General features: G+C 69.7%; 24 protein-coding genes, 2 tRNA genes and 1 pseudogene. 21 read left to right on the forward strand and 6 right to left on the reverse strand.

Annotation, left to right across the window (positions count from 1 at the left end):
- The gene (locus ACNAW0_RS16650) at positions 1–144 is read right to left on the reverse strand and encodes a hypothetical protein (RefSeq protein ID WP_416288784.1); all 144 of its coding nucleotides are present in this window, start codon (positions 142–144) and stop codon (positions 1–3) included.
- Positions 145–416: 272 nt separating this feature from the next.
- Between ACNAW0_RS16650 and ACNAW0_RS16655 the strand changes: the two genes are divergently transcribed.
- The 3 genes from ACNAW0_RS16655 to ACNAW0_RS16665 all read left to right on the forward strand — a co-directional run bounded on the left by ACNAW0_RS16655 (position 417) and on the right by ACNAW0_RS16665 (position 3,994).
- A complete protein-coding gene (locus ACNAW0_RS16655) occupies positions 417–2,096 on the forward strand; it encodes a copper resistance CopC/CopD family protein (protein WP_416288785.1) in 1,680 nt (559 codons plus the stop codon).
- A 16-nt stretch (positions 2,097–2,112) separates the two neighbouring features.
- Complete coding sequence (locus ACNAW0_RS16660; protein ID WP_416288786.1) at positions 2,113–2,844, forward strand: YcnI family protein; 732 nt, start codon at positions 2,113–2,115, stop codon at positions 2,842–2,844.
- A gap of 151 nt (positions 2,845–2,995) precedes the next feature.
- Positions 2,996–3,994, forward strand: a complete 999-nt coding sequence (locus tag ACNAW0_RS16665; RefSeq protein WP_416288787.1) for a hypothetical protein — start codon at positions 2,996–2,998, stop codon at positions 3,992–3,994.
- A gap of 152 nt (positions 3,995–4,146) precedes the next feature.
- On the opposite strand, the gene ACNAW0_RS16670 is transcribed toward ACNAW0_RS16665, so the two are convergent.
- Complete coding sequence (locus ACNAW0_RS16670; protein ID WP_416288788.1) at positions 4,147–5,406, reverse strand: glycosyltransferase 87 family protein; 1,260 nt, start codon at positions 5,404–5,406, stop codon at positions 4,147–4,149.
- 31 nt (positions 5,407–5,437) lie between these two features.
- Positions 5,438–5,935, reverse strand: a complete 498-nt coding sequence (locus ACNAW0_RS16675) for a zinc ribbon domain-containing protein (protein WP_416288789.1) — start codon at positions 5,933–5,935, stop codon at positions 5,438–5,440.
- Between ACNAW0_RS16675 and ACNAW0_RS16680 the strand changes: the two genes are divergently transcribed.
- From ACNAW0_RS16680 to ACNAW0_RS16690, 3 genes are all read left to right on the forward strand, one after another.
- Positions 5,891–6,235: a zinc ribbon domain-containing protein gene (locus tag ACNAW0_RS16680; protein WP_416288811.1), complete on the forward strand. Its 345-nt coding sequence runs from the start codon at positions 5,891–5,893 to the stop codon at positions 6,233–6,235. The genes ACNAW0_RS16675 and ACNAW0_RS16680 overlap by 45 nt on opposite strands.
- Positions 6,236–6,358: 123 nt before the next feature.
- Complete coding sequence (orn, locus tag ACNAW0_RS16685) at positions 6,359–6,949, forward strand: oligoribonuclease (RefSeq protein WP_416288790.1); 591 nt, start codon at positions 6,359–6,361, stop codon at positions 6,947–6,949.
- 102 nt (positions 6,950–7,051) lie between these two features.
- A tRNA-His gene (locus ACNAW0_RS16690) sits at positions 7,052–7,127 on the forward strand.
- Between the two features lie 102 nt (positions 7,128–7,229).
- Here ACNAW0_RS16690 and ACNAW0_RS16695 read toward each other — a convergent pair.
- Complete coding sequence (locus ACNAW0_RS16695) at positions 7,230–8,546, reverse strand: Ig-like domain-containing protein (RefSeq protein ID WP_416288791.1); 1,317 nt, start codon at positions 8,544–8,546, stop codon at positions 7,230–7,232.
- A 220-nt stretch (positions 8,547–8,766) separates the two neighbouring features.
- Complete coding sequence (locus ACNAW0_RS16700; protein ID WP_416288792.1) at positions 8,767–10,077, reverse strand: Ig-like domain-containing protein; 1,311 nt, start codon at positions 10,075–10,077, stop codon at positions 8,767–8,769.
- A gap of 187 nt (positions 10,078–10,264) precedes the next feature.
- On the opposite strand from ACNAW0_RS16700, the gene ACNAW0_RS16705 reads away from it, so the two are divergent.
- From ACNAW0_RS16705 to ACNAW0_RS16730, 6 genes are all read left to right on the forward strand, one after another.
- Positions 10,265–10,337 (forward strand) — tRNA-Lys (locus ACNAW0_RS16705).
- Between the two features lie 296 nt (positions 10,338–10,633).
- Positions 10,634–11,233 (forward strand): hypothetical protein, encoded by a 600-nt coding sequence (locus tag ACNAW0_RS16710; RefSeq protein WP_416288793.1) that lies wholly within the window; start codon positions 10,634–10,636, stop codon positions 11,231–11,233.
- Positions 11,234–11,453: 220 nt separating this feature from the next.
- The gene (locus tag ACNAW0_RS16715; RefSeq protein WP_416288794.1) at positions 11,454–11,594 is read left to right on the forward strand and encodes a hypothetical protein; all 141 of its coding nucleotides are present in this window, start codon (positions 11,454–11,456) and stop codon (positions 11,592–11,594) included.
- 30 nt (positions 11,595–11,624) lie between these two features.
- A complete protein-coding gene (locus tag ACNAW0_RS16720; protein WP_416288795.1) occupies positions 11,625–12,428 on the forward strand; it encodes a DeoR family transcriptional regulator in 804 nt (267 codons plus the stop codon).
- Between the two features lie 107 nt (positions 12,429–12,535).
- Positions 12,536–12,742, forward strand: a complete 207-nt coding sequence (locus tag ACNAW0_RS16725) for a hypothetical protein (RefSeq protein WP_416288796.1) — start codon at positions 12,536–12,538, stop codon at positions 12,740–12,742.
- Between the two features lie 16 nt (positions 12,743–12,758).
- Positions 12,759–13,439 (forward strand): YdcF family protein, encoded by a 681-nt coding sequence (locus tag ACNAW0_RS16730; RefSeq protein ID WP_416288797.1) that lies wholly within the window; start codon positions 12,759–12,761, stop codon positions 13,437–13,439.
- A 7-nt stretch (positions 13,440–13,446) separates the two neighbouring features.
- On the opposite strand, the gene ACNAW0_RS16735 is transcribed toward ACNAW0_RS16730, so the two are convergent.
- A complete protein-coding gene (locus ACNAW0_RS16735; RefSeq protein ID WP_416288798.1) occupies positions 13,447–14,673 on the reverse strand; it encodes a helix-turn-helix domain-containing protein in 1,227 nt (408 codons plus the stop codon).
- A gap of 370 nt (positions 14,674–15,043) precedes the next feature.
- Here ACNAW0_RS16735 and amcA (ACNAW0_RS16740) point away from each other — a divergent pair, with 370 nt between their 5' ends.
- The 9 genes and pseudogenes from amcA (ACNAW0_RS16740) to ACNAW0_RS16780 form a co-directional block, all read left to right on the forward strand.
- Positions 15,044–15,208 carry a multiple cyclophane-containing RiPP AmcA gene (gene amcA, locus ACNAW0_RS16740; RefSeq protein WP_416288799.1) on the forward strand — a complete coding sequence of 55 codons (165 nt, stop codon included), beginning with the start codon at positions 15,044–15,046 and terminating at the stop codon, positions 15,206–15,208.
- Entirely contained in the window at positions 15,205–15,549 is a 345-nt protein-coding gene (locus ACNAW0_RS16745; RefSeq protein WP_416288800.1) for a hypothetical protein, read from the forward strand. Before amcA (ACNAW0_RS16740) ends, ACNAW0_RS16745 begins: the two co-directional genes overlap by 4 nt.
- Positions 15,546–16,682 carry a cyclophane-forming radical SAM peptide maturase AmcB gene (amcB, locus tag ACNAW0_RS16750; protein WP_416288801.1) on the forward strand — a complete coding sequence of 379 codons (1,137 nt, stop codon included), beginning with the start codon at positions 15,546–15,548 and terminating at the stop codon, positions 16,680–16,682. The genes ACNAW0_RS16745 and amcB overlap by 4 nt, the downstream gene beginning before the upstream one ends.
- Positions 16,679–16,861, forward strand: coding sequence for a multiple cyclophane-containing RiPP AmcA (gene amcA, locus ACNAW0_RS16755; protein WP_416288802.1), 183 nt, complete (start codon positions 16,679–16,681; stop codon positions 16,859–16,861). Before amcB ends, amcA (ACNAW0_RS16755) begins: the two co-directional genes overlap by 4 nt.
- Before the next feature lie 63 nt (positions 16,862–16,924).
- A complete protein-coding gene (locus tag ACNAW0_RS16760) occupies positions 16,925–17,587 on the forward strand; it encodes a pentapeptide repeat-containing protein (protein WP_416288803.1) in 663 nt (220 codons plus the stop codon).
- 66 nt (positions 17,588–17,653) lie between these two features.
- Positions 17,654–17,983: pseudogene (locus tag ACNAW0_RS16765) on the forward strand (AAA family ATPase); the annotation flags it as partial.
- 68 nt (positions 17,984–18,051) lie between these two features.
- Positions 18,052–18,528 carry a GNAT family N-acetyltransferase gene (locus ACNAW0_RS16770; protein WP_416288804.1) on the forward strand — a complete coding sequence of 159 codons (477 nt, stop codon included), beginning with the start codon at positions 18,052–18,054 and terminating at the stop codon, positions 18,526–18,528.
- A gap of 899 nt (positions 18,529–19,427) precedes the next feature.
- The gene (locus ACNAW0_RS16775; RefSeq protein WP_416288805.1) at positions 19,428–20,315 is read left to right on the forward strand and encodes a replication-relaxation family protein; all 888 of its coding nucleotides are present in this window, start codon (positions 19,428–19,430) and stop codon (positions 20,313–20,315) included.
- 383 nt (positions 20,316–20,698) lie between these two features.
- Positions 20,699–21,549, forward strand: an 851-nt coding sequence (locus tag ACNAW0_RS16780) for a DUF2637 domain-containing protein (protein ID WP_416288812.1), incomplete at its 3' end; no start/stop codon positions are given.

Raw genomic sequence — 21,549 nt, forward strand, 5'->3', positions numbered from 1 at the left:
TCAACCGGTCAGCGCGTCGTCGGCGGCGCCGACGAGCCCGGAGCGGGTCCGGGCGACCCGGGAGCGGATGGTGCCCACCGGGGTGGCAGCCTCGTGCCCCACCGGAGCGGGGCCGGCGGAGCTGTCGCGCGGGGCGGGGGTCACGACAGACGAGGTTACGCGGCGTATCCGGCTCGGGCAGGGTCCTTCGGCCCTTTCTATGGTCCCGCCCACGCCGGGAACTTTTTCCCACCTCCCCCCGACTACCCGCTCATGACGTGCGACGAAGTACGCGTGGCGCTGTCGGCGCGGCGGGGTCGGCGCCGTGGCCACCCGCAGCCCCGGAGCCAGGCGCTCCGGATAGCCGTCGCCCTCGACGCGAGCCGCGGACGAGGCAGGGTCGCCGATCTCCGCGTACGTCAGGAAGCATGATGGTCATGACTGCTGCCGTACGCCGCCGGCCAGTGGCCGCCGCCGACCGTCGCCGGGCCGCCCGCTGGGCGACCCTCGCCGGCCTGCTGGTCACCCTCGTCGCCCTGCTGATCTCCCCGGCCACCCCCGCCAGCGCCCACGCGGTGCTGACCAGCACCAGCCCGACCGCCTCCTCCGTGGTGTCCGGCGCGCCGGCCGAGGTGGTGCTGACCTTCAGCGAGGGGGTACGCAAGGTCCCGGGCAAGATCCGGGTGATCGCTCCCGACGGTTCCCGGGCCGACCGGGGCGAGCCGAGGTTCAGCGGCGCGGTGGTGACCATCCCGGTCGACGCCTCCGGCGCCCGCGGCACCTACCTGGTGAGCTACCGGGTGATCTCCGCCGACAGCCACCCGGTCTCCGGCGCGTTCACCTACTCGGTGGGCGCCCCGTCGACCCCGCCGACCGACTCCGGTACGGACAACCGCGCCAACCCGGTGGTCGAGAACGCGGTCAAGGTGATCAAGTATGTCGGCTACCTGGGCCTGCTGCTGCTGGTCGGCCCGGCCCTGGTGCTGGCCGCGCTCTGGCCGCGTCGGTTGTCCCGGCGGGGCCCGGCCCGGCTGGCCTGGGCGGGGCTGGGCCTGCTGGTCGTCGCCACGCTCGCCGAGCTGTGGCTGCAGGTGCCCTACACCGCCGGGGGCGGCCTGTTCGACGTGACCGGCTCCGGCCTCGGCGACGTGCTGGGCAGCACGTACGGCGTCACGCACCTGGTCCGACTCGGCCTGCTCGCCGCGGCGGTGTTCCTGCTCCGGCCGCTCTTCGCCGGGCCGGTCGGCCGCACCGACGGGATCATCCTGGCCATCCTCGCCGGGGCGATGCTGTTCACCTGGCCGCTGGCCGGCCACGCGGCCGCCTCGCCCGCCCCGGCGGTCTCGGTGGTGGTGGACGCGGTGCACCTGGGCAGCATGGCCGTCTGGCTGGGCGGCCTGGTGATGCTCGCGGCCTTCCTGATGCGGCGGGCCAACGAGCGGGAACTGGACGCCATCCTGCCGATCTGGTCCCGCTGGGCCACCGTCGCAGTCGTCGCGCTGCTGCTCGCCGGCACCGTGCAGGCGCTGATCGAGGTGGCCACCCCGGCGGCCCTGGTCGACACCACGTACGGCCGCCTGCTGCTCGCCAAGATCGGGCTGTTCGCGCTGGTCATCGGGGTGGCGGCATACTCCAGGTCGCTGGTGCGGCAACGGACCGCCGCCGGTCGGCCGGGGATGATGCGGCGGGCGGTGGTGGCCGAGCTGGCGATCACCGCGGTGGTGCTCGGCCTCACGGCGACCCTGGTGCAGACCACCCCGGCCCGCACCGCCGCGAACGTCGCCGGTTCGTCCGACGGCTACTTCTCCACCACGCTGACCAGCCCGATCTACTCGCTGCAGGTCGAGCTGGACCCGGCCGAGCGCGGCAACAACTCGATGCATCTCTACGCGTACACCGGCGACAGCCAGCCGCAGCCGGTGAAGGAGTGGAAGGCCACCGCGGCGCTGCCGTCGGCCGGGATCGAGCCGATCGACATCCCGCTGCTGCCGCTGACCGACAACCACGCCTACGGAGAGTTCAGCCTCCCCGCGGCGGGGCAGTGGCAGGTCCGTTTCACCCTCCGTACGTCCGACATCGACCAGGCCACGGTGACCGCCACCGTGCCGATCAAGTAACGGAAGGCTCACACCCATGATTCGACTCCGGCGTCCCGCCGCCGTCGCCACACTCACCCTCGTCGCCGTCGTCACGGCCGTGCTCGGCCTCGCCGGCCCGGCCTCGGCGCACGTCACGATCAACCCGAAGGAGGCCACCCAGGGCGGCTACGGCCGCTTCGCGTTCCGGGTGCCGAACGAGAGCGACACGGCGTCCACGGTCAAGGTCGAGGTGGTGCTGCCGGAGAACGCCCCGGTCGGCTCGGTCTCCACCATGCCGGTGCCCGGGTGGACGGTGCAGGTGGAGAAGCGCAAGGTCGACCCGCCGATCGAGGTGCACGGCAGCCAGCTCACCGAGGCGGTGGGCAAGCTGACCTGGACCGCGTCCGCGAACGGCGGGGTCAAGCCGGGCGAGTTCCAGGAGTTCCCGGTGTCGATGGGCCCGCTGCCGAAGGTCGACCAGATGGTGTTCAAGGTGCTCCAGACCTACTCCGACGGCGAGGTGTCCCGCTGGATCCAGGAGCCGACGTCCGGTGGCCAGGAGCCGGAAAACCCGGCCCCGGTGCTCGCCCTGACCGCCGCGACGGCGTCCGCGGAGCCGGCCGCGAACACCCCGGCGGCCTCCCCGGTCGCCGCGTCCGGCGACGACTCCGACGGGGGCGCCGGCACGGCCCTCGGCGTGGCCGGTCTGGTCGCCGGCCTGGCCGGTCTGCTGCTCGGCGGGCTGGCCTACCTGCGTACCCGCCGGGAGCCCACGCCGAAGTCCTGACCAGCGCCGCTGTTCGCCGGCCCGACGGATCTTCCGTCGAGCCGGCGAGCTTTCTGCGGTCCTTGGGGCGCTTGCCGTGGATATCCGGCGATTGTGCGGTTCGCATCGGTAAGGTCGGCCGGGTAATTGGCTACCGAAGGGGACCACGCGAATGCGGTTCGTGCGATCGATCGCCGGCATGCTGCTGTTGATCACGGGAATTCCGGCGCTGCTGGCGGGAGCCGTTCTCTGGACCGCCGCGCGGCACGCCGACCCGAACGGCAGCTTCGGCGCCCGGTTCGAGACGATCCGCACGTCCGGCCACGCCGTCGTGGTCACCGACGTGGACGACCTGCTCCGCGCGGAGGCGCCCTTCGCCCGCACCGGGCAGGCCCGCCTGCGGCTGACCGCGCGTACCCCCGACGGCCCGGCTTTCCTCGGCCTGGCCCCGACCGACCAGGTCGAACGCTGGTTCCGGGATGTCCCGCACGCCACCGTGCGCCGCGTCGCGCTGGCCCGCGGCCCGCTGCCGGTCCGCCTGGAACCCACCGGCCCGGCCGCCGCCGGCACCGCCGCCATCGCCCCGCCCGGCGAGGGCTTCTGGGTACGCGAGGCGACCGGCACGCTGGACTGGACCCCGGCCGAGTTGGCCGGCCGGCCGTTGAGCCTGGTGGCGATGCGGCCGGACGGCCGCGCCGACCTGACCCTGGACCTGCGCGCCGAGTTGCGGGCCGGCTGGTTCCCCGGGCTGGCCTGGGCGCTGCTCGTCGGCGGGGTGCTGCTGGTGGTCCTCGCCGTGGTGGTGCTGCTGCGCCCGATCCGCCCGCGCGAGGTGGTCTTCGTGGTCGAGCCCGACCAGGTCCCGGTGCTCGCCGGGCGGCTCGGGGTCACCTCGCTCAGCGGGCTGGGCGCCCGCAAGGAGCCGCCTACGCTGCCCGAGCCGCCTACGCTGCCCGAGCCGCCTACGATGCCCGAGCGGCAACTGATCGCCGTCGGCCCGGCCGCCGATCGGGCCCGGCCGGCGATCGGGCCGGTGCCCAGCCGGTGCCCGGAGGCCCTCGCGGACCTGCCGGCCGGTGGGGCCTGGTCCTGGCCGCTCTCCTCGACTCCCGCGACACCCCGACCGGTGGATGATCCCGCCCGACCGGCGGCAGGGTCCGCCGACACCTGACCCGCACAACGGCGGGTGGCCCCCCGCGCTGCCGACGCGGAGGGCCACCGTCACCGGGGGAATTCGGTGCTACCTGGGAGAAAATGAGGTAGTTGGGATCAGATTAGCGCCGAACCCCACCGGCTGCGAGCTCTGTCCATTTGGTGCAAGTTTCAGGGGGCGGCGGGGTGGTCCGCCCCGACCGGCCGGCGTGCCGGCAGCGCCACCAGCAACAGCAGACTGAGCAGCACGTACGCGTTGCGAGCGACGAACTCGCCGACGCTGTCGGTACGCGTCGGGGCCACCCCCCAGTCCAGGAACGTGACCACCCCGTAGATGATCACGAAGCCGGTGCCGACCGCCAGCGTGAACAGCCAGCGACGCCGCCGGGCACTCGCCACCGCGTCCCGCCGCGTGTCCAACCCGGCGTCGACCAGCACCACCACCGCCGGGATGAACCAGTAGAGGTGGTGGGTCCAGCTGATCGGGCTGACCAGGCCGCCGACCAGGCCGGTCAGGGTGAGCCCGGCGAGGGCGTCGCCGGCGCGGGCGACGCGCGCGGCCCGCCACAGCCCGTACCCGATGACCACCCCGACCAGCAGCAGCCAGGGCAGTTGGCTCGGTCTCTCCGGGGCAGTGAGCCGGCTGAGCAGGCCGAACAACGACTGGTTGCCGGTGTAGTCGGTGCGGCCCACCCGGTCGGTCGCCCACAGCTCGTGGGTCCAGAACCGCCACGAGTCCGTCGGTGCGACCGCCGCGGCCAGCAGGGTGGCCACCGCCGCGGCCACCGAGGCGACCACCGCCGCCCGCCAGCGCCGGGTGGCCAGCAGGTAGAGGATGAAGATGCCGGGAAAGAGCTTGAGCGCCGTCGCCAGCCCCACCCCCACCCCGCCCCAGCGTCGCCCCCCGGGTACGGCGAAGAGCAGGTCCGCCAGGATCAGCACCACCAGCAGCATGTTGATCTGGCCGAAGGTGATCGTCTCCCGGGTGCTCTCCACCGCGAAGACCAGCAGGACGGCCACCGTGACGGTGAACAGCCGGGGCAGGTCGTGCCGCTCCACCAGGGGCATCACCAGCCAACGGGTCGTCACCACCAGGCCGAGCACGGTCAACACCGTGAAGATCGCCACCGTGACGCCGAGCGGCAGCAGGGCGAACGGCCGCAGCACCAGTGCCGTGAACGGCGGGTAGGTGAAGTAGAGCGCCCCCTGCACCCGGTCCGGCTGGACGTAGTCGTAGAGCGGGTGGCCGGCCGCCCACCAGTCCATCGCCCGCATGTAGATCTTCAGGTCGAAGAAGTCGTGGCTCAGGTTGAGCTGGTACAGCGCCGGCAGCAGCGCCGCGAGTGCCACCACCGTGACCAGGTGGCGAGCCGTACGACCACCCGGATCGTCCTCGGTGACGGCGGGTGGCGCGACGGGTTCGGCGGGCACGCAAGAACACTAGTGCGGTGTCCGCAAAAGTTCACCGGGTTGCCGGTGCACTGTTGTGGATCCTCGCCGTGTGGGCGAGCGACTCCCCGTCACCGGGCGGTGGTGGGGCGGGCCTCCGCAGGCCAACTGACCCTCGCGCCACCCGGGCTGGGCGGCGGGGGTCACGCCGGGACCGGCCGGCACCGGGTAGGTGCCGGCCGGCTCGACGGTGCGTGACCACCTCCGGCAGCACAACAGTTGCTGTGGGGGTGGTGGGTCCGCCACCCGGGCTACGGGTGGCGATGATCGCAGCCGCGACCAGGTCACGGTGCCCAACAAACTCGCAGTGCGGGCATGACAACGTCCGCTCACGCGGCTTCGGCACCCGCCGCAGACAGGCAGGACAGGTCGAGCGTCCCGCGCTCGTCAACAAGACCTGCACACCGCCGGTCTGCTGCGTAACCGGCGTCTGGCCGCCGCCATCTCCGACGCGGGCTGGGCTGACCTGGCCCGCATCATCGGCTACCAGCAACGCTGGCGGGGCGGGCACGCCATCCTGGCGCCCCGCTGGTACCCGTCGACCAAGATGTGTAGTGCCTGCGGCACCGTCGGCCCGGCCCTGCCCCTGTCCGTACGCATCTTCCGCTGCGGCGCGTGCGGGCATACGGCGGACCGGGACGTCAACGCGGCGGTCAACCTCGCTGTCTGGGCCGAGCACCACCACGCCCAGACCCGGGACCCCGAAGTACGAGGCCCGGTCACCAACGCCTCCCGAGAGGACGGCTCTGGCCAGCGCCTACGCGCCGGTGAAACCAGCCCTGGTGACGGATGCCGCCACGAACACCCGTGACGGCAGGGACGCCCGAGAAGGGCGGTGTCTCATGAGCCAACAGACTTATGAGACACGCTGTAGCGGTCCACCTCCCTCGGGTGCTCCAGGCGCGGGCGGTTCGGTGGCGCGTAGTCTGGTCCGGTGGCTGATCTTCTCGTCTGGATCGACTGTGAGATGACCGGGTTGGACCTCGGCCGGGACGCCCTGATCGAGGTCGCGGCGCTCGTCACCGACCCCGACCTGAACGTGCTCGGGGAGGGCGTGGACGTGGTCATCCACGCCGACGAGGCGGCGCTGGACGGGATGCCGGAGATCGTCCGGACCATGCACGACAAGTCCGGCCTCACCGAGGAGGTACGCCGCTCCACGGTCACCCTCGCGGAGGCCGAGGACATGGTGCTCGACTACGTCACCACGTACGTCAAGGACGTCCGCAGCGCGCCGCTGTGCGGCAACTCCATCGCCACCGACCGGGGTTTCATCGCCCGGGACATGCCCCGCCTCGACGCGCACCTGCACTACCGGATGATCGACGTCTCCTCGATCAAGGAGTTGTGCCGGCGCTGGTACCCGCGGGTGTACTTCGGGCAGCCGCAGAAGGGGCTGGCCCACCGGGCCCTCGCCGACATCCGGGAGAGCATCCGCGAGCTGGAGTACTACCGGCGTACCATTTTCGTTCCGCTGCCCGGCCCGGACGTGGAGAGCGCCAAGGCCATCGCCGCCCAGCTCTGACCGCCGGCGGGCGGCCCGACCGGAACCCGCTGGACGGGGCCGGCAGGAGTGTGGCTATTATTAGTCCGCGCCCCGCCCGGGACGACCGGCGCGGAGAGCATGGTGGCTGTAGCTCAGTTGGCAGAGCACCGGGTTGTGGTCCCGGTTGTCGTGGGTTCAATTCCCATCAGTCACCCCAGAAGCGAAGCCCCCTCCACCGGAGGGGGCTTCCGTCATTTCTGCGGCCAACGGCACGCGGGCGGCCCCTTCCCGAAGGAGGGGGCCGCCGCGTACGCGCCGGTCAGGTGGTCGGCTCGGCGGTGGGATCGCCCGTGGTGTCCGGGGCCGCGATTGGGTTGACGTCCTCGTCCGGCTGTGCCGGCGGCTCGTACGGCAGGGCGCTGCCCTTGACGTACTCGCCCCAGCTCATGTTCCAGTCGGTCCAACCGTTGCCGTTCAGGAGCTTGCGTTCGGTGCCCTTGACCGTGATCGGGTCGCCGATCCGGGTGTTGGCGAAGAGCCAGGCCCCTTCCTTCATCGAGACGTTCACGCAGCCGTGCGAGACGTTGACCTTGCCCTGCACCCCCTCGGACCAGGGGGCCGCGTGGATGAACTCGCCGCCCCAGGTGATCCGCTGGGCGTAGTCGATCTCGGTGCGGTAGCCGTCCACCGGGCCCAGCTCCGCCATGGTGTCGAAGACTGTGTGCCGCTGCTTCTCCATCACCACCATGGTGCCGCTGGACGACGGGGTGGTCTTCTTGCCGAGGCTCACCGGGATCGTCCTGATCACCTTGCCGTTCTTGGTGACCGTCATCCGCTTGGTGCGGTTCTCGACGGTCATGACGAACGACGGGCCGATCTTGATGTCGACGGTCAGGTCGGCGCGGCCGTACCAGCCGTCACCGAGCGGCAGGCCGGCCGCCTGCACCCGGTAGGTCACGGTGCTGTTGGCCCTCCAGAACTCCTTCGGCCGGTAGTGCACCTCGGTGGGGCTCACCCAGTACCAGATGCCCTCCTGGGCCGGCTTCGCGGTGACCGTCATCCGGCGCTGCACGTCGTCCCGATAGTCCTGCGGGATGGGCCGGCTGAACCTGACGATCAACGGCATGCCCACGCCGACGACCTGGTTGTCGGCGAGGAAGCTGCTGACCCTGACCTGCTTGGCGGGCTTGGCCATGATGGTGAAGGTGCTGGTCGCCGTCGCCGGCTTACCGTCGTCGCCGGTCGCGGTCACCGTCGCGGTGTACGTCTGGCCGTACTGCAGCGCACCGGCCGGGAGCCAGCTCTTCCCGTCGGGGGCGAGCTTGCCCTTGACGGCCTTGCCGGCGGCGTCCGTCAGCTCGACTGTGGTCTCCGTCGCCTCCTCGGTGGTGAAGGAGATGGCGGTGACGGCGGTGACGTCCTTGGCGTCGGCCTTCGGTTCGGTGATGTTGGCCGTCGCCTTCGGGGCGCTTTCGCCGCCGCTCTGCCAGCTGCCGGAGGGCTTGTCGCCGTCCGTGCTGCTGGTGCAGGCAGAGGTCAGAGTCACTGCGGCGGCGAGCACCGCGGCCGCGAACAGGCGACGCCGCCCGCGGCGCCGGGTGCCCGAACGGAACAGCTCGTCCTGGCTAGCTCGCATTTTTCCCTCACAAGTTTCGATCCCCGATCCCATCGTCCTTTACAGACGCGCGGGTGCGGACATCCGTTGCCGGAAGTGAACGGAAACACCACATCGCACGGTAACGATTCTGCTACGGTGCGACACCTCATGAGTGGGCCTCGTATCCGCCCCGGCCCTCGGCGCACGACCGGCGGCCCGATCCGGGGTGGACGGCCCGCCCGGGCCGTGTTGCGCCGGCCTAGAGGGCCGGCCCGGCCCCGCTGTCAGGCACCGGCAGCGCGCTGCCCGCGACGAACTGCGACCAGCTCATGCTCCAGGCCGTCCAGCCGTTGCCCGGCACCAGCTTCCGCTCGGTGCCCTTGACGGTGATCGGATCGCCGACCAGGGTCTGGGCGAACAGCCAGCGACCGTTCGCCATCGAGACGTTCACGCAGCCGTGCGAGACGTTCTGCCGGCCCTGCACCCCCTCGGACCAGGGCGCGGCGTGGATGTACTCGCCACCCCAGGTGATCCGCTGGGCGTAGTCGATCTCCGTGACGTACTGGTTCCTCGGGTCCGGCTCGTCCCGGGTGTCGAAGACCGTCGACTCCTTCTTCTCCATCACCACCATCGTGCCGCTGGAGGAGGGGGTGCTCTTCTTGCCCAGGCTCACCGGCAGGGTCCGGACCAGCCTGCCGTTCTCGTACACGCTCATCTTCTTGGTCGCGTTGTCGACCTTCATCTCGAAGCTGCGGCCGATCTTGGCGGTCGCGCTCCGGTCGACGTTGCCGTAGCGGCCGTTGCTCAGCGGGATCCCGGCCAGCGCCAGCCGTACGCTGATCGTCGTGCCCGGCTTCCAGTACTCCGGCGCCCGGTAGTACGCCTGCGTGCCGTTGCCGATCCAGTGCCAGGCGCCCGGCTGCGGCGGGTCGGTCTGCACGAACATCCGCTTCTGCACCGCGGCCCGGTCCTTCTTCGGGATGCCCGGCGAGAACTCGGCCACCACCGGCATCGCCACCCCGTACGTCTTGCCGCTGAACAGGTACAGCCCCGAACCGATCATCGACTTCGGCTTGGCCATCGTGGTGAAAGTGCTGGTGCCCTGGTAGGTCTGGCCGTCCGGGCCGGTGCCGGTGACGGTGGCGGTGTAGCGGGTGGCGTACTTCAGCGGGGCGGACGGCACCCACGACGAGCCGTCGCGGCGCATCCGGCCCTGGACGGTCCTGCCGTTCGCGGTGGCGAGGGCGACCTTCGACACCGTCCCGCCGCCCGGGAGCTTCGCGCTGATCTCGCTGCTGACCGGCTGTCCGGCCGAGCCGTCGGCCGGCCTCACGTCAAGCGGTGGCACGTCCGGCTGCGCCGGCTCGCCCGTCGTGCCGGACGTGCTGCCGGGCGTGCTCCCGGGCGTGCTGCCAGGCGTGGTGGCGGGAGCCGTGGCGGCCCTGTCGGCCTGCTGCCCGCCCGGCCTGAACGCCGACTTCTTCTGGTCGTCCCCGCAGCCGGCCAGTGCCAGCGACGCCGTGAGGACCAGGGCGCCCATCATCGCCCCGGCCCGCGCGAGCCTGCCCATCCCCACCTCTGTTCTCGCGTGCCTGGCGCACATCGTGCCGTATCGCCGCCATGGCATTGCGCCCTTCGCGCTCGCAGGCGACGGTTTTAGGGGTTTTTGACCGTTAAGCTCGACCGAAGGGGGGAGCCGGGGATCGGATTGGAACCCGGGTCAGAGGCCGTGCTACTGTTCTCCCCGTTGCCAGCGAGCGCCGCTAGCTCAACTGGCAGAGCAGCGGACTCTTAATCCGCGGGTTCGGGGTTCGAGTCCCTGGCGGCGCACCTGTGATCAAGGCCCTGACCTGGCGTTTCGCGCCGGGGTCAGGGCCTTTTCATGTCCCCGCCGATGGGTCGGGTGCTCGGTGGGTGCTCGGGAGCGGTTGGACGGTTCCGGCAAGCCATGGACGCGGTGCCGTGATCGTGGACACAAGCCACCCAAACCGTGGCGCGGCGCGCGACTGGCAGCCGGGGTGCTGGGCGAGGCGTGGCTCCGTCCGTGGGGTTCCCCATGGCCGATCTTGGCTCTGGCCCCTTGTCGGGCGCGGCGTCCTGTGGATTCATGCGGGAAGATCCATGCCGTGGATGTCCCCGAGCTTCTTCGCCGAGCTGCCTGTCACGTGCCTGCGGCCGCGACGGGTGAGGCCGGCACGACGGTGGCCGATGCGAACGAGTACCTCGACCATGATGAGTGGGAGATCGCCCTGGACATCCTCGTGGAACTTGGCGACGCGTATAGCTCCGAGATCGCCTTCTGGGATCTGCTCGCGGAGGCTGCCCGGATGATGTGGCTTTCCCGGACCGAGCGGTGGTGCCGCTGGCGTCGCTTCGAAATTGTTCACGGGGTGGTTCGCGCCGACCTTCAGCTCGTCGATCCGGGCATCGCCGACGGTAGGCGGACTCCCATTCCCGGCGACGGGCGCCTCCGTCCGCTGTGGGACATCGGCGATATGACGGCGGCGGGCGACGCGGACCTGTACGTGGCGCGGATCTGGGTCGAGTCACAGCCGGATCTTCAGCCCGGCGGCAGAGCGGTGGTCCGCCTGGCTCCGCTAGCTCCCGGAAGGTGGCGACGTCTGGCGGCCGGCGACGTGATCACGATGCACGAACAGGGGCCGGTGGCCGGAACCGCGACCATCGTCGAGTCAGTGTTCCCCGTTGACGATGATCACAAGCCGTGACGGAGGGTGACGGCGGGCGGGTTCAGGCATGTCTCGGCGTTGACCGGTTAGCGGGCGGTTAACGCCGTCCCTGGGGCTGCCTGCTCTGAAGCCGGTGTGGCTTTAGAGATCAACTGCAGGCTGTCCGCTATGTGTTTTGTAGACGTTCTTGTGCTCGTCTCTTCGGTTGATTCGCTGAACAGTGATCTCCAAAATCCGCCCCTAAACCACGATTAGGAGGGTGCGGGTGCTCGGCGGGGTGCGCCAGTGCTTCATCCGGCGGTCCGTACGGCATCCGATGCTGGTGCAGATGATCGTGGTGGTCGTTCGCGACGACGGATCTTCCATAACGTTGCGTGATGAGCGGTCGAAATGGCTATGAGCGGTTGATGTTCGGCGGGATCATCGGGACATGGGTGACCGTACGGCCGTGCGGCGGCTGTCGCCACGGCGGTGGCGGATTCTGTCGTTCCTGGCGCAGCACGGTTCGGCGTCGACACTGGATGTGGCGCTGGTTTGTGACGTGTCGCGGCTGACGGCCCACCGGGACCTGGTCGGGCTGTATGACGCGGGGCTGGTGCGCCGCGAGCATTCGGCGGAGGACCGCACCCACACGTGGTGGTACGAGGCCACAGCCGAAGGGACCGAGGTGCTTCGCAGAGATCTGGCGGCCTCGGGGCGGCCGGTGCCCCTGCAGCTGGGCCGCCGGCCTCCAAGTATGGCGGATGGCCTGCTGTTCCTGCCCTTGGTTGAGGTGTCGCGGCGGAACCCGGGGCGCTGTGAGCTGTTCCAGTGGCTGGCGACCATGGAAACCTCGGCGTGGCTGCGCCAGCACGACCTGGCGCACCTGCGCGCCGACGGCTACGGCGTCTGGCTAGAGGACGGGCAGTGCCTGCGGTTCCTGGTGCACATTGATCGTGGCCCGGTCGGCGATGCCATCGCCGAGCAGGAGGAGCGGACGTCGGGACTGAGCGGGCTGCTTACCGGCTACCGGCGTACCGACCGAGCGCTGCCGGTCGGGGCGGTGTTGATCATCGCTCAGGATGCTGAGCGGGAAGAGCAACTGCTGGATGATCTGGTCCGAGAGCCCCTGTCGACACCTGTTGCCACGACCAGCAGAGATTCCCTATATCGCTACTGGCCCGATGAGCAAGTGTGGCAGCTCCCTGGCTGTCCATGCCGCTGCCGCCTGATCGAGGTCGGGACCTCTCGATAGGGCGAGGTGTTTCGTCGATTATCTATGTCCGAAACTTGGTCAAGCCGCGAGGCTTGTTGCGTGGAGTCGGCGTCGCCACGCAGTCTCTCTACCCCTACGCTGGCGGCATGAGGGAACCCAGCGCCGACCGGACCTTTGCCACGCCTGACGACCTTCCGGTGTCAGCTGTGCTGCCTGAGCTGCTGCGGAGTGTGCGTGAGGGCCAGGTCGTCTACCTGAGTGAAGGGGAAGAGCCGATCGCCGCTGTTGTTCAGCTGGAGGTGGCGAAGGCTGGCCTGGCCGCCCGGGGAAGGCCCGACGAGGGGACCCGGTGAACGCCCTGCTTGGCGGGTGCTGATGAACCGGCATACGAAGGCGGCCGCCCCGGCGATACCCGATGAGATCCGGGCGGACGTGGAGACGCTGTGGCGCTACCACGACATGCACCACCAACTGCGGCCATGCGAGGTGGGGATTGGGCTGGGCAGTCATGACCTCGGCGTCGCGGTGATCGCGACGCGCCTGTTCCACGAGGGGCTGTATCCCCTGATCGTGTTCACCGGTGCGAACGCGCCGACAACGGTCGAGCGATTCCCGCGTGGAGAAGCGGTGCACTACCGCGAGTACGCGGTCGAGCAGGGCGTGCCCGCGGAGTCGATTCTCGTGGAGCCCCGTGCCAGAAACACTTCTGAAAACCTGGAGTACTCGCGCCGGCTCCTTGCTGAGCGGAAGATCCCGGTGGAGTCGGTGCTGATCATGTCGCGGCCGTATCAGCAGCGCCGGGCCTACGCCACGTGCAGGCGGGTGTGGCCGGAGGTTGATGTGGTGTGCGCGTCGAATTCGTTGGAGCTCGACGACTACGTGCGTAGCATCGGCGATCCGCGGCGGGTGGTGGACATGTTGGTCGGAGACACGCAGCGGATCGAGGTGTACGCGGAGCGCGGGTTCGCGATCCCGCAGGAGGTACCGGACGAGGTGCAGGCGGCCTTCGGGCGCCTGGTCGCGGCCGGCTACACGAGCCGGCTGATCTGAGGCCGGGCTACCAGCGAGGCTCTCCCGACCGTACGCCCATGCGCTCGCTGAGTTCGACGGCCAATCGGGGCGGACGGGGGCGGGTGAGGAAGTCCCGGACGAGGTCCCGGGAGAGCTGGTGGTAGCGGACCTGGTCGGGACCGATCGCCTCGGCGTCCAACAGTGCGGTGAGGGCCTCGTCGATGCGGTTCCACCGGGCGAGGGCCCGTGCGGTCTCGATTGCATGCCGGACCTGCCGCTCGATCGGCAGAGCGGTGGTGGCGAGCGGTGCGCCGATGGCGATGGCGCGTTGCACGTCACCGAGCTCCATCGCCACGGTCGTCTTGTGGATCGAAACGTTCGTCGGCCCGAACGCGGTCCAGACGTGGTTGCCGTCCATTCCGAGCCTGCTCGCTGCGGCGTCGGCCTCCGTGATGTGAATGTCGGCGGAGGCGCGATCGTCGTCTCGGGCGGCGGCGAGCGCGCAGACAAGGTGCAGACTGCCGTAGACCGACAGCAGTTGCGGCGTCGGCCGGATCAGCCGTGGTTCGAGGAACTGCGCCGCCGTGGCGGCGAGGCCGCGGGCTTGGGCGTACTCGCCGATGGAGACGAGGGAGTGCGCGGCCGATCGGCTGAGTGAGCCGATGACGACGTGGTCGTGGCTGGCGTCGGCGGCGGCCAGTCCCCGGCTGGCAGCGGTCCAAGCGAGGTCGCCTTCGCCGAGCTTGGTGAGAAACAGCGCGGCGAGTTGGTGGGCGTAGGCGGTCATCGCGTGCGCGCGATGACCGTCGTCGCCGTCGTAGGCCGCGGTGGCGGTGAGACAGTCGTGGATGAGGTATGGCAGCCGGCGGGCGAGGGTGCCGTACCGCGAATGCTGGTAGGCGGTCCAGATCTCGGCGACGTCGTTCTCGATCCCGCGCAGGGCGGGTGCCTCGACGGCGGCCGGGCTGGCCAGCGCGGGCGCGAGATGCCGGTAGTCGTGGAGCGCGGCGCGCAGCGCGGGAATGGTCTCGCGCCCTGAGTCGTCGGACCATTCGAACAGAGTCGGTGCGCCGATCAGGTCCCCGAGGGACACGTCGAGGGCCTTGGCGATCGCGCGAATGACCGAGAGGCGGTCCAGGTCGGCGCGATTCGTTTCGACCTTGCGCAACCACTCCTGCGTTTTTCCGACCAGACCAGCCAGCACCTCCTGGGAGAGCCCTCGCCGGCGCCGGTAGAAGGCGACGCGCTGCCCGATCGTCATGTCTTCTGTCATGCCTCGCACACCATCACCTTGCCCTTCGATGGCCGACGGACCCGGTACGGATTTTCCCGGTCTTCCAAACAGGCCGCCCCTACGTTCAGTTCACCGCAGATCACCGGCGCGTGTCGATGCCGGTGGCGGGGATACCTGACAGGGAGCTGCAGATGGAGGGACCGATGAGCGGCACACGGGAGCACGGCTTGGGCCGCCGGCTCGGAAAGTCCTGGAGCGGCCTGTCTCAGCGTCTTCCCCGCCTGCGTACTGCCATGGGGGCTGCGTGGGTGGGTGATCGGCGGTCTGCTCTCAACCGCCGTGGTGCGGCGGCGGGCTCGCCTTTCCCCCAGCGAGCCCACCGCCGGCCGTCTCGGACGGGGGTGCCGGCATGACGGTGTACGTCTCGCGTAACGCGACGGACGACCAGTACCGGCGGCCCGAGCCCGGGTGCACGCCTTCGCAATGGCAGGTGCGGCCCGCTGATCCGCCGTTGCTCACCCATGTCTGGCGTCGACTTTTCGAACAGCAGGCCAGGAAGCGTGATCGCCGGTGACCGGCCAGCAGCGCCGCCTCACGACGCACCGGACCTCGCCGACCGTTGAGCATCTGCCGTTGCGTCCGCTGTGGTTGTGCCGCCGCTGCGGGCAGCCGTGGCCGTGCAGGGCGGCGAAGTTGGCTCTCGTGGTCGAGTACCGGGACAGCCCGGTGAGCCTCTTCCTCTACCTGGCGGGCTGCCTGCACGACGCGATCGACGATCTGCACCGGCTCAACCCGAGCATGACGGGCAGTGCATCCGACATGTTCGACCGGTTCCTCGGTTGGCCCGCCCGACACACGGACTCCTACCGGGTCACCAACGCCGAGGCCATTCGGGGCGAGGGGACCTCATCGTGAGCGGCATCGGCGTCATCAACGCGACCGGCCAGCCGGCGATCGCCAGTAGCTTCCACACTCTGGTCGTGCAGCCGACTAGCTTCTGCAACCTCGACTGCACCTACTGCTACCTGCCCGACCGCAGATCCCGCCGCCTGATGACGGATGCGGTCGCGCAGGCGTGCGCCGAGTCGATCGCGCAGCAGAACAGCAGTCATCCGGTAAGCGTCGTGTGGCATGGAGGCGAACCCACCACAACACCCATCGGGCTGTTCCGGGAGCTGCTGGCCCCGTTCGAGCAGCTGCGGCGTACGGGCATGGTGCATCACGAGATCCAAACGAACGCCACGCTGATCAACCGGCAATGGTGCGAGATGTTCAGTACCTATGGATTCGACATCGGAGTCAGCATCGACGGGCCGGGTGCGCTGAACCGTAACCGCCTTGACCGGGCCGGCAACCCGACGGATGCCCGAACGCTGCGCGGGATGCAGACCTTGACCGGCGCCGGTCTGGAGTACTCGGTGATCTGTGTCGTCACGCCGGAAACCATCGACCACGCCGATGCCCTCGTCGACTTCTTCACCGGCCTTCCAGGCTGCCAGTCGGTTGGCTTCAACATCGAAGAGCAAGAAGGCGCCGACCGAGCGCCAGTGACAGAGGACGCCGCTTACCTGTTCTGGCAGCGCCTCATTGAGCGCCGCGTCGGCGGCAGTCCGCTGCGGATCCGCGACTTGGACCGCTTGGCCGACTACCTCGCCGCCACCCGCGCCGGACGCGTCGACCACGCCCCTTTCGAGCCGATCCCGACCGTCTCCTGGGACGGGCAGGTGGTGCTGCTGTCACCGGAGCTACTCGGCATCACCGACCGGCGATACCGCGACTTCATCGCCGGCAACGTCCTCGACGAGCCGATCACTGACATGCTCGCCCGCGCAAGCGACCTGCGCTACGTCGCCGAGTTCGTGACCGCCCTCAACGACTGCGCCAGCCACTGCACCTTCTACGACTTCTGCCGTGGCGCCCAGGCCGGCAACCGCTACTTCGAGCACGCGACGTTCACCGTCCATGAGACCACCTACTGCCGGACCACCCGACAAGCCCTCGTCCACGCCGCCGCGGACCACCTCACCCCTCAAGGAGGACCACCATGACCAACGCTCTCGCAGCCCTCGTCAACGCCGCGCCGGAGCAACTCGCCCGCCTCGGCGTCGATTCGGACCGGTCGGTAGCGTCGATCGACGCGGCGAAGTTCGACAACCGACCCACCTGGGACAACCGCGGAAAGTTTGACAGCCGACCCGGCTGGGACAACTGGAACAAGAAGAAGTAGCCACCCACACACGGGACTCGCGGGGTGGCGTGCCCACCCCGCGCTCACAAAGGTTGAGGTCATATGCGCACCACCACGATCGGCGACGTGAGGATCTTGCTGCCTGATCTCGACCCCGACGACCTCGACAGCGTGACCGAATTGGGGGACGGCCTCACCGACGCTCGTGTCGAAGGCGTATCCTGGCATGGCGCGCAGCTGGAGGATTGCCGCATCCGTAGCAGCCGGATTACCGGTGGGGACCTCAGCGGGAGCACCTGGGAAGCCGGCAGCCTCTACGGCTGCGAGATCACCCGTACCGACTTCTCCGGCACTACCCTGAACGGCATCACCATCGAACGGTGCGCCATCACCGGCTCCCGGTTCACCGGCATCAGACTCACCGACGTACGTCTCAAGGATGTTCTGTTCGACGGCTGCCGCTTCGACTACGCCACCTTCCAACGCGTCACCGCCGCCGGCTCGGTCGCCTTCACCGACTGCACCCTCACCAATGCCACTTGGTCTACCTGCCGGCTCCCTGGTATCGCCCTGCGGTCCTGCGACTTCGACGGCCTGGAATTGGACGCCTGCCATCTCGACGGCACCGACCTGCGGGGCAGTCGCCTCCACGGGTTGAAGACGTCCCTCGACAATCTGCACGGCGTCACCCTCACCGAGGATCAACTTCCTGACCTCACCGAACTGGCCGTCGACGCCCTGGGCCTCACCGTGCGCAACGACTGACTCGGAGGAGGCCTCGTGCCCGTTGAACCCGTGCCCACCGGCAGCCCGGACACGATCCTCGTGTGCATCCGGGGCAACTCCGGCTCGGGCAAGAGCAGCATCGCCCGGGAGCTACGGCGCCGGCACGGCCGGGGCTGCGCCCTGGTCGAGCAGGACTACCTGCGCCGCATCGTGTTGCGCGAGCGGGACGAGCCTGGCGGCGCGGCCCCCGCGCTGATCGCGCAGACCGTCCGGTTCGCGCTCGATCACGGTTACCACGTGGTGCTGGACGGCATCATGCACACGGACCGCTACCGGGGCATGCTGACCGCCCTGCGCGACGGTCACGGGGGACGGTCGATGTTCTGCTACCTCGACGTGTCCCTGCCCGAGACGCTGCGGCGGCACTTGACCCGGGCCCTTTGACCCTGACGGGTCGAAGCATGCGACGTTGCCTGACTGAACTCACCCGAGAGCCGCTTATGATGATCGCTCCGCTCACCATCGACCGGATCTCCGACGTGGAGAAGCTCCTGGCTCTCGGTGAGCCCTACATCAAGCTGCGCGGGTCATCCGAGTACTGGTTGTACGCGAAGCTGTTCTCCACGACCTGCCCCATCGCCGTCCTGGACGGCGAGGTCGTCGGCTGCGTGATCGCATTCCGGAGCCAGGATGACCCGGCCGAGATCTATCTGCAGGACGTGATGACACACCCCGACCACCGGCGTCATGGGATAGCCCGGGCGTTGGTGGACGAAGTCCGGCGGCAGGGCTCGCGCTGGGGCTGCCAGCGTCTCTACCTCACGTCCGAGCCCGACAACCGCGCCGCTCACGCCGCCTGGCTTGCGCTCGGCTTCGTGAACGTAGAAGGCGACAGCCTGGTAGACGGTGTGTTCGTGATCTCCAACTACAAGGGGCCGGGGAAGCACCGCGCCGTGTACGAGCGGCTCATCGGCTCGTGAGCACCGTTGACACGCGGTGCCAGGTCACCGCCTTGATCGCTGCGGCTGAATGCCGTTGACACCGGGGCTTCGGTCGAGCGGTACTGGATCCACGTTCCCCGTGCGGCGGTCTCGTTCGCAGGGCCATATCGGTCGATGCGCGGGCGCTCCCCTGGAGCGCTCGCTGTCGTTGCGGCCCGGCCTGGGCGGACTCGTTATCAGGAAACCTAGCGAGACGACAGGAGTGCCGCGATGAAGGATCTTCTTCCGGCGAGCTGAGCCCGGCGCGCCGCGCCGCAGTACGCGGTCGGCCGTTGAGCGCGTAGCCGTGCCCCTATCCCATGCCGTTTCTGGGCCCGGGCGTCGGCCCGGGATGACACCGCCAGGTCGCTCAGCCGGTGTTCGCGTATCTCGCGTACCTGCGCGTGCAGGTCACGAATGCGGCGGAGGGCGCTGAGCTCATCCGCCGGGCCGGCCCGGTAGTGGCCGGCATGTTCCTTGGCATCTCCAGAGCGGATCGCGCCCGCTCACCCTCTGAATACCTGCCGGGCGCTCCCCGATTCGGTCGGGCGCCTGGATCGGTTCTGGCAGGCAGCGCGGCGTACCGCCGCCGGTCTCACACCGGCGGCGCCGACCACTTCGTCAACACCACAGAGGAGTTTCCTTGTTTTCCCCAGTTCTCTCTGCCGCCAGGGTCGCTGGCGGTGACAGATTCCGGCTTGGCCCCCGTTCGGGTGTCGGGCTTGACGTCCTCGTTGGGGTCAGTCTTCAGCCGGACCCCCGAACGGACTCCCTATTCCTTCTCACACCGCAGGTCGGTCCGTCTGTCAGCGCTGGAGCCTTGTCCTGCGACAGACCCTGCCTGGTCTCGGGTCTCTCCCCCTGGGGAGTGGCATCCGCATCGAGGGAGGTGGTGGCTGGTGGATGATCCGGTTCTGCGGGTCCAGTCGCAGCTGACCGACCGAGACCGGGTGCTGCTGGGCTGGCTATACGACCATGGAGTGCTGACGTCGTTCCAGATCGCCCAGGCGCTGTTCCCATCGCTGGACTTCTGCCAGCGCCGGCTGCGGACCCTGTATCGGTTGCGGTTGGTGGCCCGGTTCCGGCCGCAGCGCGCCGACGGGGGCTCGTATCCGTATCGCTACGTCATCGACCAGCTCGGTGCCGAGGTCGTCGCCGCCAGTCGGGACGAGCGGCCACCCCGGCGCGACCACGCCCGCGTGGAGCGGCGACGCTGGACCTCGAGCCGGAGCCTGGCGCACCGGCTCGGGGTGAACGGTTTCTTCACCGACCTGGCCAGCTATGCCCACACCAATCCTGGCATGCAGCTGGTCGACTGGTTGTCGGAGGCGGCGTGCCAGCGTTCTGGCACGTTTACTCGGCTCCGGGATCCGGGCCTGGTACGTGCGTACCAGCCGCAGGTGCGCCCGGACGGCTACGGCCTCTGGGTCGAGAACGGCGTCACGGTGCCGTTCTTTGTCGAGTACGACACCGGCAGCGAGCCGCTGTCGGTTCTGATCGGCAAGCTCGCGGGGTCTCGGGAGTTGTTCGCCAAGATTGGGCGGGCGTGGCCGGTGCTGTTCTGGCTGCACTCCGCCGCCCGAGAGGCCAATCTGCGCCGCGTACTCGCCGACACGGCACCGCAGGTGCCCGTCGCTACCGGCGCCCGCGACCACGCCGCCGCGGCGGGCCTCTGTCCCGCTGAGGCGGTCTGGGCCGTGCCCGGCGGGGGAGGGCAGCGGCGGCGGCTGGCCGACCTGGCCGCGTATGTCGTTGACGGCGACGTACGGGCGGGTGAGGCGGCGTGATGCCCGGCAGTGGCAAGACGGCCGCGGACGGTACCTCGCGCCTGCGGGAGACAACAAGACCCGGCTACTGTCACCGGTCTGTCAGTCCCCGGTCGGCTGGTCCTGACAGATCGGTGAGAGTGCCGGTCCGTTCCGACAGCGACAGGGCAGAGGTATCGTCGCGCGCCCACCGCGGACGGTCCGCGACCGGCGGCTGGTCCCCGTCCGCCACCGTGGTACCGGACGACGACTCAGGACCGTCCGCGTACTGCCCTACAGAGGTGGCGGACGAGCCTTCGCCACCGACCGGTCCGGGGAGGTGGTCCGCCACGACGGCACCGGCATCTGACCCGGACGCTGGTCTGAGCAACAGCCGCATAGAGGGCGGCGTCCAAATCGTGATCATCCTCGCCATCGGTGGGGCGGCCGGAGCGGCCAGCTTCACCCACGTCCACAACGTCGCCGCCGCCCACGGCCAACCCGGATGGCTGGCCTGGGCCGACGCGATCGTCCTCGAACTGATGTCCATCGCCTCCGGCCTGGAGCTACGCCGCCGCAAACGCGCCCACACCTCGACAGCGTTTCCCGCGAGTGTGCTGGCCTGCGCGGTCACGCTGTCTCTCGCCGCGCAGGTCGTGGAGGCCGAGCCGTCACCGATCGGCTGGATCGCCGCGGCCGTGCCCGCGCTCGGCTTCCTCGTCATGGTCAAGGTCGCCCTCGGCCACGCCGGCACCACGCCCTCAACCAACGTCGCCCGGACCGCAGACCATCTGCCGGACCAGGCCGTTCAAACCGCGCCCGAGAACGGACCGGCCGAGAGGACGCGGTCCGGCGGGACGGCGGGGGAGCGGTCCAGCCCGCGGACCGTCCGCCCAACGGATGCCGCCCACCAACCTCGCGAACGGGACCGCCGCCACCGCAAAGCAGGCAGGGGACGGTCCGCGCAGCACTCCGGCGACGTGGCCGAGTTGCTGCCGGCGGCGCGACGGGTCCAGGACCGACTTGCCGCGGACAGGCAGACGCTGACCCGGGCAGCGCTCGCCGAAGCCCTCCGTGGAGTGGGCGACACCGTATCCAACACCCGGGTATCCGAACTCCTCATGCCACGGGGTGCTCCGTGGGTGCTCGGGCGCGATGGACGGGCCAGCAGTTGGTGGACTGAGCGGAATGCTGCCTGGGCGAAGTTGGGGCCTGACCGCGAACAGATGGACTCATGCGACCGGGCTGGATGCAATGACTCGACCAAGATCAGGCT

The sequence above is a fragment of the Micromonospora sp. SL1-18 genome, from assembly GCF_047921505.1.
In the GTDB taxonomy this organism is placed as follows: Bacteria; Actinomycetota; Actinomycetes; order Mycobacteriales; family Micromonosporaceae; genus Micromonospora.